At 72.4% G+C, this 12809-nt stretch carries 15 protein-coding genes; 9 read left to right on the top strand and 6 right to left on the bottom strand.

Annotated features, from left to right (window positions below):
• Window positions 1–65 precede the first annotated feature (65 nt).
• Window positions 66–638 carry a DinB family protein gene (locus tag AC1DE0_RS03855; protein WP_478097286.1) on the top strand — a complete coding sequence of 191 codons (573 nt, stop codon included), beginning with the start codon at window positions 66–68 and terminating at the stop codon, window positions 636–638.
• A gap of 36 nt (window positions 639–674) precedes the next feature.
• Here AC1DE0_RS03855 and AC1DE0_RS03860 read toward each other — a convergent pair whose 3' ends face one another.
• Both AC1DE0_RS03860 and AC1DE0_RS03865 read right to left on the bottom strand, forming a co-directional pair.
• Window positions 675–1028, bottom strand: coding sequence for a VOC family protein (locus AC1DE0_RS03860; protein ID WP_478097288.1), 354 nt, complete (start codon window positions 1026–1028; stop codon window positions 675–677).
• Window positions 1029–1058: 30 nt separating this feature from the next.
• The gene (locus AC1DE0_RS03865; RefSeq protein ID WP_478097290.1) at window positions 1059–2144 is read right to left on the bottom strand and encodes a trans-sulfuration enzyme family protein; all 1086 of its coding nucleotides are present in this window, start codon (window positions 2142–2144) and stop codon (window positions 1059–1061) included.
• A 49-nt stretch (window positions 2145–2193) separates the two neighbouring features.
• On the opposite strand from AC1DE0_RS03865, the gene AC1DE0_RS03870 reads away from it, so the two are divergent.
• Window positions 2194–3330, top strand: a complete 1137-nt coding sequence (locus tag AC1DE0_RS03870; protein ID WP_478097292.1) for a D-alanine--D-alanine ligase family protein — start codon at window positions 2194–2196, stop codon at window positions 3328–3330.
• A 142-nt stretch (window positions 3331–3472) separates the two neighbouring features.
• Here the strand turns inward: AC1DE0_RS03870 and AC1DE0_RS03875 are convergent, their stop codons facing one another.
• Both AC1DE0_RS03875 and AC1DE0_RS03880 read right to left on the bottom strand, forming a co-directional pair.
• Window positions 3473–3868 carry a hypothetical protein gene (locus tag AC1DE0_RS03875; RefSeq protein WP_478097294.1) on the bottom strand — a complete coding sequence of 132 codons (396 nt, stop codon included), beginning with the start codon at window positions 3866–3868 and terminating at the stop codon, window positions 3473–3475.
• 62 nt (window positions 3869–3930) lie between these two features.
• A complete protein-coding gene (locus AC1DE0_RS03880; RefSeq protein WP_030146698.1) occupies window positions 3931–4164 on the bottom strand; it encodes an Lrp/AsnC family transcriptional regulator in 234 nt (77 codons plus the stop codon).
• Window positions 4165–4378: 214 nt separating this feature from the next.
• Between AC1DE0_RS03880 and thiL the strand changes: the two genes are divergently transcribed.
• Entirely contained in the window at window positions 4379–5347 is a 969-nt protein-coding gene (thiL, locus tag AC1DE0_RS03885) for a thiamine-phosphate kinase (RefSeq protein ID WP_478097758.1), read from the top strand.
• Between the two features lie 123 nt (window positions 5348–5470).
• Here the strand turns inward: thiL and rpmB are convergent, their stop codons facing one another.
• Together rpmB and AC1DE0_RS03895 are read right to left on the bottom strand one after the other, a co-directional pair.
• Entirely contained in the window at window positions 5471–5659 is a 189-nt protein-coding gene (gene rpmB / locus AC1DE0_RS03890) for a 50S ribosomal protein L28 (protein WP_020142801.1), read from the bottom strand.
• A 218-nt stretch (window positions 5660–5877) separates the two neighbouring features.
• Entirely contained in the window at window positions 5878–6663 is a 786-nt protein-coding gene (locus AC1DE0_RS03895) for a fructosamine kinase family protein (RefSeq protein WP_478097296.1), read from the bottom strand.
• Between the two features lie 89 nt (window positions 6664–6752).
• Here AC1DE0_RS03895 and AC1DE0_RS03900 point away from each other — a divergent pair, with 89 nt between their 5' ends.
• The 6 genes from AC1DE0_RS03900 to rpmF all read left to right on the top strand — a co-directional run bounded on the left by AC1DE0_RS03900 (window position 6753) and on the right by rpmF (window position 12764).
• Window positions 6753–8534, top strand: a complete 1782-nt coding sequence (locus AC1DE0_RS03900; RefSeq protein ID WP_478097298.1) for a DAK2 domain-containing protein — start codon at window positions 6753–6755, stop codon at window positions 8532–8534.
• Window positions 8535–8538: 4 nt separating this feature from the next.
• A complete protein-coding gene (locus tag AC1DE0_RS03905; protein ID WP_478097300.1) occupies window positions 8539–10794 on the top strand; it encodes an ATP-dependent DNA helicase RecG in 2256 nt (751 codons plus the stop codon).
• A gap of 1 nt (window position 10795) precedes the next feature.
• A complete protein-coding gene (gene rsmD, locus AC1DE0_RS03910) occupies window positions 10796–11377 on the top strand; it encodes a 16S rRNA (guanine(966)-N(2))-methyltransferase RsmD (protein ID WP_478097302.1) in 582 nt (193 codons plus the stop codon).
• Window positions 11378–11414: 37 nt separating this feature from the next.
• The gene (coaD, locus tag AC1DE0_RS03915) at window positions 11415–11903 is read left to right on the top strand and encodes a pantetheine-phosphate adenylyltransferase (RefSeq protein WP_478097304.1); all 489 of its coding nucleotides are present in this window, start codon (window positions 11415–11417) and stop codon (window positions 11901–11903) included.
• 89 nt (window positions 11904–11992) lie between these two features.
• Entirely contained in the window at window positions 11993–12568 is a 576-nt protein-coding gene (locus AC1DE0_RS03920) for a YceD family protein (protein ID WP_478097306.1), read from the top strand.
• Between the two features lies 1 nt (window position 12569).
• A complete protein-coding gene (gene rpmF / locus AC1DE0_RS03925; protein ID WP_045191645.1) occupies window positions 12570–12764 on the top strand; it encodes a 50S ribosomal protein L32 in 195 nt (64 codons plus the stop codon).
• The last annotated feature ends 45 nt before the right edge of the window (window positions 12765–12809 follow it).

The raw sequence follows: 12809 nt of genomic DNA on the forward strand, positions 1-12809 counted from the left end.
TCACCTGACTCCGCCCGGTCGGAAACCCGGTGGCCTCGACGAGCCGGGCGCGCCAGCATGGCGGGATGAGCGAGCCTCCCACCCGATGGACCAGCGCCACCGTCTACCCCGACATGTGGACCGACCCCGACGACGACCCCCGCAACAGCGACGGGTCGAGTCCCGACGGCGAGCTCGCGACCCTGCAGGACTACCTCAGGGACTACCGCCTCACCCTCCTGATGAAGTGCGAGGGGCTCGACGCGGAACAGCTGGCCACACGGTCCGTGCCGCCGTCGTCGATGTCGCTGCTCGGCCTGGTTCGGCACCTCGCGGAGGTCGAGCGCGACTGGCGCGGCTGGACCAGCCTCGACGCACCGCTGCCGAAGCTGTACCCCGACACCGACAGCAGCACTGACCGCGACTTCGACGGCGCCGTCGCCGAGCAGGCGGTCGTCGACGGGGCCTACGCCGACCTGGCGCGAGAGCAGGCCGAGACGGACGCCGCGCTCGCGGCCCACCCCGATCTCGGCGAGCGCCTCGGTCGGAACCAGATCGCCGTGCGTGAGCTCATGGTGCACCGGATCGAGGAGTACGCGAGGCACTGCGGCCACGCCGACCTGCTGCGCGAGTGCATCGACGGACGCGTCGGGCAGTAACCCTCAGCAGCAACCCTCGGCCACCCCCAGCGACCGTCAGCTCGGCTGCCAGAGCTCGATGCGGGTGCCCTCGGGGTCGGTGACCCAGCCGAACCGGCCCACGCCGTCCATCTCCTGCGTCTCGTCGTCCACCGCAGCGCCCCTGGCCCGCAGCTGGGCGAGCATCGCGTCGAGGTCGCGCACGCGGAAGTTCAGCATGGTCTGCTGCTGACGGGACCCGAAGTAGTCGGTGTCGGCCTCGAACGCCGCGAAGACCGTCGGGCCGGCATCCTGCTGCCACAGACCGTGCGGGTCGGTCTCCAGCCCGAGGCAGTCGCGGTACCAGTCGCGCAGTGCAGTGGGGTCCTCGGCTCGCACGAAGTGGCCGCCGATGCCGAGCACACGTTCCATGCCCTCATCCTCGCAGGCCCGCGACAGGAGTCAGACGGTTCGCAGCGCCTGGTCGAGGTCGGCCCACAGGTCGTCGACGTGCTCGATGCCGACCGAGAGGCGAAGCAGGTTGGTCGGCACCTGCTCGGACTCCGAAGGGTGGCGACGCCGCCGCTCGACCTGGGACTCGACGCCGCCGAGGCTCGTCGAGTGAAGCCACAGCCGCGTGGCGCTGCACACCCGCTCGGCGGCCTCGGCGTCGCCGGCCACGTCGATCGACAGGATCGCGCCGACCCCGGGGTATCGCACGCGGTCGACGCCCGGGTGGTCGGCGAGACGACGGGCGAGCTGGGCCGCAGAGGCGCTCGCCCGCTCGAAGCGGACCGACAGCGTGCGCAGCCCGCGCAGGGCGAGAAACACCTCGAGCGGACCGGCGATCGCGCCGTGCAGCGTGCGGTGCCGCTGCAGGCGCTCGCCGATGGAGCGCCCACGCGCGGTGTCGGCCACCACCGTGGCGCCCAGCACGACGTCGCTGTGGCCCGAGAGGTACTTCGTCACCGAGTGCACGACGACGTCGGCACCGAGCGAGAGCGGCCGGCACAGCAAGGGGGTCGACAAGGTGTTGTCGACGACGCTGGTCACGCCGAGCTCGCGCGCCCGTCCGAGCACGACGTCGAGCTCCGTGACGTCCATGAGGGGGTTCGTCGGCGACTCGACCCAGAGCAGGTCGGCCGACTCCAGCGCGGCAAGGAAGCCGGCGGTGTCGGTGGCGTGCACGCGGACGACCGTTCCGCCGCTCTTCTCGTGGGCGACGAGAAGGTCACCGGTGCCGTTGTAGGTGGTGTCAGGTGCCACGACGGTGCCGCCGTGGGGCAGCAGCGAGAGCGCAGCCGAGATGGCGCCCATTCCGGACGCGTGCACGAGCGCGCGTCCGCCCTCGAGGCCGCCGAGGGCCTCCTCGAAGGCGTTCCACGTGGGGTTGCCGGAGCGGGCGTAGTTGACGTCACCGTCAGCGGCATACGTCGACGTCAGCTCCACCGGGACGTTCGCCGACGACCCGGGGGAGCGCTCGGGTCGTCCGGCCGCCACGACGAAGGTGTCGACGTGCAGGTGCTGCGAATCCGCTTCGGTGGCCACCCGTTCAGCGTACGAGCGGCCCTCGGAGGTCGGGATAGAGTCTCGACTGATGACCACGGACCAGCCCCAGCCCGAGCAGCAGAGCCGCCCCCGCGTCGCCATCGTCTTCGGGGGTCGCTCCTCCGAGCACGCCGTCTCCTGCGCGACCGCGGCCGGCGTGCTGCGCGCCATCGACCGCAGCAAGTACGACGTCGTGCCGATCGGCATCTCACGCGACGGCCAGTGGGTCCTCGCGGCCGACGACCCCAGCCGGTTCGAGCTGACCGCGGGCCGCACACCCGAGGTCGAGGCGAGCCCCGCCCACGTCGTGCTGCCGCTGTCGACGCGCGAGACGTCGCTCACGGTGCTCGAGTCGGGCCAGCCGCCGCGCGAGCTCGGCCAGGTCGACGTCGTCTTCCCGCTGCTGCACGGCCCGTTCGGCGAGGACGGAACGCTGCAGGGCTTCCTCGACCTCTCCGACGTGCGCTACGTCGGCTCCGGCGTCTTCGCCTCGGCCGCAGGCATGGACAAGCACTACATGAAGGTGGTCTTCGCCGGCCACGGCCTCCCGGTCGGCCCGTATGCCGTCGTCACCGACCGCGCCTGGCGCTCCGACAAGGCGGCCGCGATGGACGCCTGCGCCGGTCTGGCCTACCCGCTGTTCGTCAAGCCCGCACGCGCCGGCTCGTCGATGGGCATCACCCGCGTCGACGACCCCGCCGACCTCGAGGCGGCCATCGAGGTCGCCCGTGCGCACGACCCCAAGGTGATCGTCGAGGCCGGCATCGCCGGTCGCGAGATCGAGTGCGCCGTGCTCGAGGGCCATGGCACCTCTGGTCCGCGCACGTCGGAGGTCGGCGAGATCCAGGTCCACGACAACCACGCCTTCTACGACTTCGAGGCCAAGTACCTCGCCGAGGCCGACGTCGACCTCAGCTGCCCCGCCGGCGTGCCCGAGGAGATCTCCAAGGAGGTGCAGCGCCTCGCCGCCGAGGCCTTCGAGTCGCTCGGCTGCGAGGGGCTCGCGCGCGTCGACTGCTTCTACACCGACGACGGCCGCCTCCTCATCAACGAGATCAACACGATGCCCGGGTTCACCCCGACGTCGATGTACCCGCGGATGTGGGCGGCCTCCGGTCTCGCCTACCCCGACCTCATCGACGAGCTGCTCTCGCTCGCCCTCGAGCGGCGCACCGGCCTGCGCTGAGCCAGCCCGTCGGGAACTTGGCACTCGATGGCCCGTTCTGGTCGAGTGCCCACTTTCCGACGCGTCGGGAAGTGAGCACTCGTCTGCTCGTGGCGGGCCGGGCGGCTCAGGTCGAGTGCCCACTTTCCGACGGCATACGCCCTCAGCTGCAGTGACGCCCGGTCTCGGGGAGGGTCTTGGCGACCGCGGTGAACGCGGGGAGCAGGAGTGGCACCGCGCCGTAGGCCCGGGGGGCGAGCACCTCTATCGAGGGGTCGCGCCCGTACGTCGTGGCCGCGGACCCGTCACTGAGCGGGCGCACCACCCAGTCGACGCCGTCGACCGTCACGCAGTCATCGGTCGTGGGGCCGAGCGGGTCCAGCCCACAGCGGGCGATGACCGCGGGGTCGCCCCATGCGGCCACCGAGCCGTCGTTTGGCTGGGTGGCGACACGGGAGTGTCCACTGACGTCGCTCGGCCACTTCGCCGAGGCGCAGACCGGCGCGGACCCCTGCGGGGCGAGAGCCACCTCGGGTGCGCGGGTGCAGGCGGACAGCACGACGGCGGCGCCCAGGAGCGCCGCCGTCGTCGCGAACCGGTGTCTGGTCAGAGGGTCGAGCCTCAGACGTGCACGACGGTGCAGGTGAGCGTGCGCGTGATGCCCGGGACGTCCTGGAGCTTGGCGATGACGAGCCGGCCGAGGTCGTCGACGTTGGACGCCTCGACCCGGGCGATGACGTCGTAGGGGCCGGTGACGTCCTCGGCGAGGGTCACGCCCGAGATGCCGGCGATCTGCTCCGCCACGCTCGCGGCCTTGCCGACCTCGGTCTGAATCAGGATGTACGCCTGGACCACGTGTCACCTCACTGTGTGTCGATCGATGGACGGCCGCGACGGCGCGACGCCGGAACGGCCGAGCTGAACGGCAGGCCTCAGTGTGACTGCGACCGTGCCCTGACGCTACCTTGCCATGGGGCCTCGCGTCCCATGGAAACCGGGCCCTCGAACGGCCGTCCACCGAAAGGTTGTGTGATCCGTGCCGAACGGGCAGCGGTCAGAGCGCGGGCCGATGATGACGGGCGGCACGCCGCTGCGATCTCTCGACGAGGACGAGCTGCTCGGGAGGATCCTGCCGAACTTCCGGGCGACCGACGAGCTGCTCGTCGCGCCGGGTGACGACGCTGCCGTGCTGCGCACGTCGGAGCGCACCATCGCGACCACCGACACGGTCGTGCTCGGGCGCGACTGGCTCGACGCGTGGTCGTCGGGGGCCGACGTCGGCCACAAGGTCATCGCCCAGAACCTCGCCGACGTCGCCGCGATGGGCGGACACCCGACCGGCGTCCTCGTGACCCTCGTCGCCGATCCGGAGCTGTCGCTCGAGTGGGTGCTCGACCACGTGGCGGGTCTCGCCGCGGCGTGCGCGGACGCCGGGGTGGCCGTGCTCGGAGGAGACCTGTCCTCGGCGCCGGCCGGTGTCGTGATGGTCTCGGTCACGGCCCTCGGCCGTCTCGACGGCGAGCCGGTGCTGCGGTCGGGGGCCCGTGACGGCGACGTCCTGGCTGTCTGCGGGTCGCTCGGCCTGGCCGACGCCGGCCTGCGGCTGCTCCGCGCCGATGCAGCCGACCGAATGCCCCGGGCGGTCGCCCACCAGAGGCGTCCCGAGCCGCCGCTCGCGGCCGGTCCCGAGGCCGCTGCTGCGGGTGCGACCTCGATGCTCGACCTCAGCGACGGGTTGCTGCGTGACGGCGGCCGCATCGCTCGCGCGAGCGGCGTCGTCATCGACGTCGCCGCCGCTGCCCTCGCCACAGACGTGGCCGCCCTGGCCGATGTCCTCGGTGCGGAGGTGGCGCTCGACTGCGTCCTGGCGGGCGGTGAGGAGCACTCCCTGATCGCCACGTTCCCGGCCGGCGTGCTGCCGGACGGTTGGCGCACCATCGGGGTCGTGCGGGCGCCGGGGGAGAGCGAGCGACCGGCGATCCTCGTCGACGGCCGGGCGGTCAGCCACACGGGGTGGGACCACTTCCGCGACGCCTGAGCAGCGGTCGAGGTATGCCGTCGCGTCGGGTCGCGAGAAGTCACCTCCACCCAGCGGGGTTGCGAGGGCACGAAAAAGACCGGCCCCCGAGGGGACCGGCCTTCAGCGTTTGGTGAGGGACGTTCAGCGAACGACCTTGCCTGCCTTGAGGCAGGAGGTGCAGACGTTGAGTCGCTTCGGCGTCACACCGTCCACCAGCGTCCGAACGCGCTGGATGTTGGGGTTCCAGCGGCGCTTGGTGCGGCGGTGCGAGTGCGAGATGTTGTGACCGAAGCTCGGTCCCTTGCCGCAGACGTCGCAGTTGGCAGCCACGGGTATCTCCTGAAATTCGATGTTGACGAAGTGCTGAGCTCCACCGCTGAATCGAGGCCGACGCACACGAGGGCGCGCGTCACCCCGAAGTGCACGGGGGGAACCGGTAAAGAGTAGCCGACGACTCGCCCGGACGACAAAACGGCTGCGACGCCCGGAACGGACCCGGGCTTCGGACGGCCCGCGACCGGAGAAAGGGGACGGTTCGCGGCTCACCCTCACGCGAACGTCCGTGCGGTGTCGACGAGCTGGACGGCATACGCGGAGCCGTGGGACGACGCGTGCGTCGCGAGGGGGTGGAGCTGGTGCAGCTCGATGAGCTCGCGCCAGCCCGGCGCAAGGCCGGCCGCCTCCTCGTAGGCGGCCCCGATCCGGTGCAGCCCGGGGCAGCCGAAGAGGGCCAGCATCGCCAGGTCGGTCAGGCCGTGCCCGCCGTGCGCGGCCGGGTCGATGAGGACCGCCGCGTCGGCCGTGAAGACGACGTTGCCGGACCAGAGGTCACCGTGGATGCGTGCAGGTGGTCGGTCGTCGTCGAAGTGGCCGGACGCCAGACGGTCGCAGACCCGCTCGACCACACGTGCGCCTGACGGGTCGAGGTGCCCACGGTCCACCGCCCGGCGCACGAAGGGCCGCACCCGCTGCTCCGCGTAGAACAGCCCCCACGTCGGCGTCGGCTCGTTCGGCTGCGCCTGCCGCCCGATCCACGCGTCACCGGTCCAACCGGCTGGAGGGGACCCGAAGGCGGGCGCGCCCGTCCGGTGCGTCACCGCCAGGCCCCGGCCGAGCGCCTCGGCGACCTCGAGGGTGGGCCGGGCGGGGTGCAGCCGGGCGAGGTCGATGTGGTCGGCACCTACCCCCCTCACGGGAACGACGCGGGCGCCGCCGAGGGGCTCCGCCTCCGCGAGCCAGCGAAGACCGGCCGCCTCGACCTCGTAGAAGCCGGCCGGGGCAGCGGGCCACGACTTGCGGTGGTGGGCGTTGGACGCGCTCGACACAGCGCCCAACGTAGCCGTGCATGCGACCGTCCGGGCGAGGCGCTAGCCTGCCGAGCATCGGCGAGCCCGATTCCCCAGCACGACGAGCAGGAGGTCCGATGCCCGGCGACGCGCCGCCGCCCGACGGGCCGCTCACCGTGCTCGACCTCGTGGCCGTTCGTCGATGGGCCGTCCTGACCCGCTCGCTCTTCGCCGCCCGACGCGCCGAGATCGACGCCCTCAACGTGTTCCCCGTGCCCGACGGCGACACCGGCACCAACCTCTACCTCACGTTCGACGGCGCGGTCGAGCGCACCCTCGCCACCGCAGAGGTGTCGTCGGCCGACGAGCTGCTCGCTGTCTTCGCGAAGCACCTGCTGTGGACGGCCCGGGGCAACTCTGGCGTCATCCTCAGCCAGCTCGCACGCGGCCTCGCCGAGGGCTGCTCGGGGTCGGCCGAGATCGACGGCGCGTCGCTCGCCGAGGGGCTGCGGCACGCCGAGGCGCGAGCCCGGCAGGCCGTCACCGACCCGAAGGAGGGCACGATCCTGACGGTGGCCCGAGCCATGGCCGAGGCGGCGACCTCCTCGACCTCCTCGACCTCGGGATCGCGAGCGGGCACCCGACCGGCCGCCCCGACGCACACCTCGCAGGCGCAGTCCGTCGGCGACGTCGGCGTGCATGTCGTGGCCCTCGCGGCCGTCGAGGCCGCGCGCGAGGCGCTGGAGCGCACGCCCGAGCAGCTGGAGGTGCTGGCCCGGGCCGGCGTCGTCGACGCGGGCGGGGCCGGGCTCGTCGTGCTGCTCGAGTGCCTCGAACGGGTCTGCGCCGGTCAGCGCGCCCACGGCGAGGGCGACGGAGAACGGCGTACGCGGCTACGGCCCGATGCCCCGAGCGCGGCGCTGAGCGCGGCGCGACCGTCCGAGGAGGCCGCGTCGCACGACGTCCCGGATTTCGAGGTCATGTATCTCTTGCGCGACTCCGACGACGCCGCCGTCGACGTGCTGCGCGCCCGCCTCGTCGAGCTCGGCGACTCGGTGCTCGTCGTGGGTGGCGACGGCGAGTGGAACGTCCACGCGCACGTCGACGATGCCGGGGCGGCCGTCGAGGCCGGCATCGAGGCCGGCCGCCCGCACCGCGTCCGCATCACGGCCCTCACCGACGACCACGGCCTCGGGGCGCGGGCTGCTCGCCACGCCCGCGCCGAGCAGGCCGCGACGAGCCGGGGCACCGGCACCGCCATCGTGGCCTGCGCCGCCGGCGAGGGGCTCGAGGGGCTCTTCGAGGAGGCCGGAGCCGTCGTGGTGCGCTCAGGCCCCGGTCGTCGCGCTTCGACGGGCGGCCTCATCGACGCGATCCGCGAGCAGCACGTGCGGGGGGCCTCTGGCGTCGTCGTGCTGCCCAACGACGGCGACACGCTGCTGGCCGCCGCAGCCGCGGTCCGAGCAGTCGCCGACGAGGGCCTCGAGGCCCACCTGGTCCACGTGCGCACCGCCGTCCAGGGCATCGCTGCGCTCGCGGTCTTCGAGCCGACGGCGGCCGCGGCAGCCAACGTGCTGGCGATGCAGGCGGCGGCGTCCGCGACCCGCCACGGGGCGGTCACGGTGGCCAACCGGGCGGCCCTCACGAGCGGAGGTCCGTGCGAGCCGGGCGACGTGCTCGGCGTCGTCGACGGCGACGTCGTCATCGTCGGCTCGGACGAGCTGGTCGTCGCGCGCGAGGTCGTGCACCGGCTGCTCGCGAGCGGGGGAGAGCTCGTCACCGTGGTCGCCGGCGTCGACGCCCCCGGCGGCCTGCTCGACGCGGTCACGCGCGAGGCGCGTTCGGCCCACCACGGCATCGAGGTGTCCCTCATCGACGGCGGGCAGGCGGTCTACTCCGTGCTGCTCGGGGTGGAGTGAGGCCGTGCCCGCGCTCACCGAGGACTCGCCGCTCACCAAGCTGCTCACCAAACCCGACGCCGCCCAGCTCGCGAAGACGAAGGGTCTGCAGAGCGTCGGCGACCTGTTCGAGTTCGCACCGCGCCGCTACGTGCGGCCGGGCCAGCTCACCGACCTGTCGTCGCTGCACGTCGGCGAGGACGTCCTCGTGGTCGCCGAGGTCCGCACGGCCACGACCCGCCCGATGCGCAACCGTCGCGGCAAGATGCTCACCGTCGTCATCGGCGACGACCACGGCAACGAGCTGGACGTGACGTTCTTCAGCGCCTACGGCCACGAGAAGAAGCTGCTGCCGGGGGTGCGCGGACTCTTMGTGGGCCAGATCGGGGCCTACGGCCGGCGGCTCCAGCTGACCCACCCGGAGTACGAGCTCTTCGACGACGACGAGCAGGGCGAGGCGACCGTCGAGTGGTACCGGACCCACCGAGTGCCTGTCTACTCGACCACCGGCAAGCTCAACTCCCTCAAGCTGCGGCGCCTGATGCACCAGGCGCTCGACTCCGTCGACCGCGTCCGCGAGCCCGTCCCCGAGGACGTACGCCGTTCGCGCGGTCTGCTCGACCGTGCCGCCGCGCTCGAGCTCGTCCACCGACCGTCGCTCGACGACACACCGTCTCGGGGGCTCGACCGCCTCAAGTACGACGAGGCGTTCGTCCTGCAGACGATCCTCGCCCAGCGGCGCAAGGCGGCAGAGGCCGAGCTCGCGACGCCGCGCCTGCCCCGGCCGGGTGGCCTGCTCGCCGCCTTCGACGCGCGGTTGCCGTTCGAGCTCACGGCCGGGCAGCAGGAGGTCGGCAAGGTGCTCGCCACCGAGCTCGCGTCGGAGCGGCCGATGCATCGTCTCCTGCAGGGTGAGGTCGGCTCGGGCAAGACGGTCGTGGCGCTGCGCGCGATGCTCGCGGCGATCGACGCCGGTGGCCAGGCGGCCCTGCTCGCCCCCACCGAGGTGCTCGCCGCGCAGCACCACCGGTCGATCTCGGCGATGCTCGGCGAGCTCGCCCTCGGCGGCATGCTCGGGGGCGCCGACCACGGCACGACGGTGGCGCTGCTCACCGGCAGCCAGGGCGCCGCCGCCCGTCGCAAGGCCCTGCTCGCCGCGGCGTCGGGCGAGGCCGGCATCGTCGTCGGCACCCACGCCCTCATCCAGAAGCACGTCCAGTTCGCCGACCTCGCTCTCGTCGTCGTCGACGAGCAGCACCGCTTCGGTGTCGAGCAGCGCGATGCCCTTCGCGAGAAGGGCCTGCGTCCACCGCACGTGCTCGTCATGACGGCCACGCCGATCCCACGCACCGTCGCGATGACCGTCTTCGGCGACATGGAGACCTCCACCCTGCGCGAGCTGCCGAAGGGCCGGTCGCCGATCACGACCCACGTCGTCGACGCCGACAAGCCGGGCTGGGTCGACCGCACCTGGCAGCGGGTGGCCGAGGAGGTCGCCAAGGGCCACCAGGCGTACGTCGTCTGTCCGCGCATCGGCGACGTCGACGACGACGGCGCCACCGACGCGGGTGGCGCTGCCGACACCTCTGACGAGGACGCCGGCTGGGACGACTGGGACGACGACGAGGGCGCCGGCCGTGACCCCGCCGCCGGGCCCGAGCGCGAGCTCACCGGCGTCTACGCGATGCTCAGCACGCTCCAGGCCACCTCGGCCCTCGACGGCGTGCGGCTCGGGGTGCTGCACGGGCGCCTCGACCCCGACGCCAAGGACGCGACGATGCGCGCCTTCGCGGCCGGCGAGATCGACGTCCTCGTCGCGACGACCGTCATCGAGGTCGGGGTCGACGTGCCCAACGCCTCCGTCATGGTCGTCGTCGACGCCGACCGCTTCGGCATCTCCCAGCTGCACCAGCTGCGCGGCCGCGTCGGCCGTGGCTCGGTGCCGGGCCTCTGCCTGCTGATGACACGCGACCCGGGCGAGCGGGCCGCGGAACGTCTCGACCAGGTCGCCGCGACCACCGACGGCTTCGAGCTGGCCCGGGCCGACCTGCTGCTGCGGCGCGAGGGCGACGTGCTCGGTGCCCGTCAGAGCGGACGAGCCAGCTCCGTGCGCCACCTGCGCCTCGGCCGGCTCGAGGACGAGCAGATCATCGCCGACGCGCGTGAGGACGCCTTCGCGCTGGTGGCCGACGACCCGTCCCTGCGCACCCACCCGGCCCTGGCGGCCGCCGTCGCCATGCGGCTCGACGACGAGCAGGCTGCATGGCTCGAGCGGGGCTGACGTGACGCGCATCATCAGCGGCGCCGCCGGCGGCCGACGCCTGCAGACCCCGCCGGGCTCCTCGACGCGGCCCACCTCCGACCGCGTCCGTGAGGCGCTCTTCAGCCGGCTCGAGCACCGGGGCCTGCTCGAGGGCACGAACGTGCTCGACCTCTACGCCGGGTCCGGGGCGCTGGGACTCGAGGCCGCCAGTCGTGGCGCGGGGCTCGTGCTGCTCGTCGAGTCGCACAAGGCAGCCGCCAAGGTCATCCGTGCCAACATCGCCGTCGTGGGCCACGAGGGCGTGCGCCTCCTCGCCGACACGGTCGAGAGAGCGCTGGCGGCCGGTCCGCCCGGCGGCGTCCGCATGGACCTCGTCCTGCTCGATCCGCCCTACGACGTCACGGAGGAGTCCCTGGCCGCCGTGCTCGAGGCCCTCGTCGAGCGGCACTGGCTCGCCCCCGACGCCTTCGTCGTCGTCGAGCGCTCGTCGAGGTCGCCGCAGCCGACCTGGCCCGACGGCCTGGAGCTGTCGGGGGAGAAACGCTACGGCGAGACGGCCGTGTGGTTCGCCGAACCGCCTCCCACGGATGTCGTGGCGTGAGGTCACCGACGACGTACGCCGACGGTAGGTTGGGCGCGTGACGAGCGAAGTGCGCCGCTGTGTCTGCCCCGGGTCCTACGACCCCATCACGAACGGCCACGTCGACGTGGTGACGCGAGCGAGCCGGCTCTTCGACGAGGTCGTCGTCGCGATCCTGCACAACCCCGGCAAGCAGGGCACGTTCAGGGTCGAGGAGCGCACCGAGCTCATCGAAGAGAGCCTCGGCCACCTGCCCAACGTGCGGGTGAGCGCCTGGGCCGGCACCCTCGTCGTCGACGTCTGTCGCGAGGTGGGGGCCACCAGCATGGTCAAGGGGCTCCGCGGCGGCACCGACTTCGCCTATGAGCTGCCCATGGCCCACATGAACCACCACCTCACCGGGGTCGAGACGCTCTTCATCGCCGCCGACCCCACGCTCCAGCACGTCTCCAGCTCGCTGATCAAGGAGGTCGTACGCTTCGGCGGCGACGTCAGCGGGATGGTGCCAGACGTGGTGCTGGCCGCCCTCCGCGACAAACTCGGCTGATTTGGGCGCACGGCGCCCCTCTAGTAGCCTTGGAGGTCGGTCCACGTCCGTCTTGGCGCGGGCCGAACCCTCTACTGTGCGCAGGAGCCATGACCCGTCCCGATCCCCGTTCTCCTCTGGTGCTCGACACCAGGGAGCTCAACAGGCGACCGGGCACGATGTTGGAGCTCTCGCGCTCGGTGACGTTGCCCGGCGACCTCGGAACCGACGTCATCTCGATCAAGGCCGGTCAGCCGGTCCAGGTCGAGGTGCGACTCGAGTCCGTGGTCGAAGGAGTTCTCGTCACGGGTTCGGTCGATGCCAAGGCGACCGGCGCCTGCGTGCGGTGCCTGGATCCTGTCGAGCTCGATGTCGACGGGGCCTTCCAGGAGCTGTTCGCCTACGCCGACCGGGCGGCGCACCACCACGAGGTGGGAGCCGACTCGGACGAGGACGAGGTGCACGAGCTCGTCGGTGACCTCATCGACCTCGAGCCCGTGCTCCGGGACGCTGTCGTGCCGACGCTGCCGTTCCAACCGGTGTGCCGGCAGGACTGCCCGGGGTTGTGTTCCGAGTGTGGGATGCACCTCGCGGAGGACCCGGACCATCATCATGAACTGATCGACCCGAGGTGGTCGTCCCTCAGCGGACTGCTGGCGGACGACCCGCAAGAGAAGAGGAACTGACGTGGCTGTCCCGAAGCGGAAGATGTCGCGCTCCAACACCCGTTCGCGTCGTGCGAACTGGAAGGCAACGCCGACCACGCTGACCACGTGCCCCCAGTGCGGTGCGGCTGCCCAGCCGCACATCGCGTGCCCCTCGTGCGGCACGTACAAGGGCCGTCACTACGCCGTCGCCGAGCGCACCGAGCACCAGGCCTGAGCACCCCGTGAGCAGCCCCGTGAACGGCCTTGGGTCTGGGGGTGT

The organism is Terrabacter sp. 05T424, assembly GCF_056396225.1.

Excerpts from the sequence above, each read along its gene's own strand:
- AC1DE0_RS03855 (WP_478097286.1), top strand. The coding sequence starts at position 66 with ATGAGCGAGCCTCCCACCCGATGGACCAGCGCCACCGTCTACCCCGAC.
- AC1DE0_RS03860 (WP_478097288.1), bottom strand. The coding sequence starts at position 1,028 with ATGGAACGTGTGCTCGGCATCGGCGGCCACTTCGTGCGAGCCGAGGAC.
- AC1DE0_RS03870 (WP_478097292.1), top strand. The coding sequence starts at position 2,194 with ATGACCACGGACCAGCCCCAGCCCGAGCAGCAGAGCCGCCCCCGCGTC.
- thiL (WP_478097758.1), top strand. The coding sequence starts at position 4,379 with ATGATGACGGGCGGCACGCCGCTGCGATCTCTCGACGAGGACGAGCTG.
- AC1DE0_RS03900 (WP_478097298.1), top strand. The coding sequence starts at position 6,753 with ATGCCCGGCGACGCGCCGCCGCCCGACGGGCCGCTCACCGTGCTCGAC.
- AC1DE0_RS03920 (WP_478097306.1), top strand. The coding sequence starts at position 11,993 with ATGACCCGTCCCGATCCCCGTTCTCCTCTGGTGCTCGACACCAGGGAG.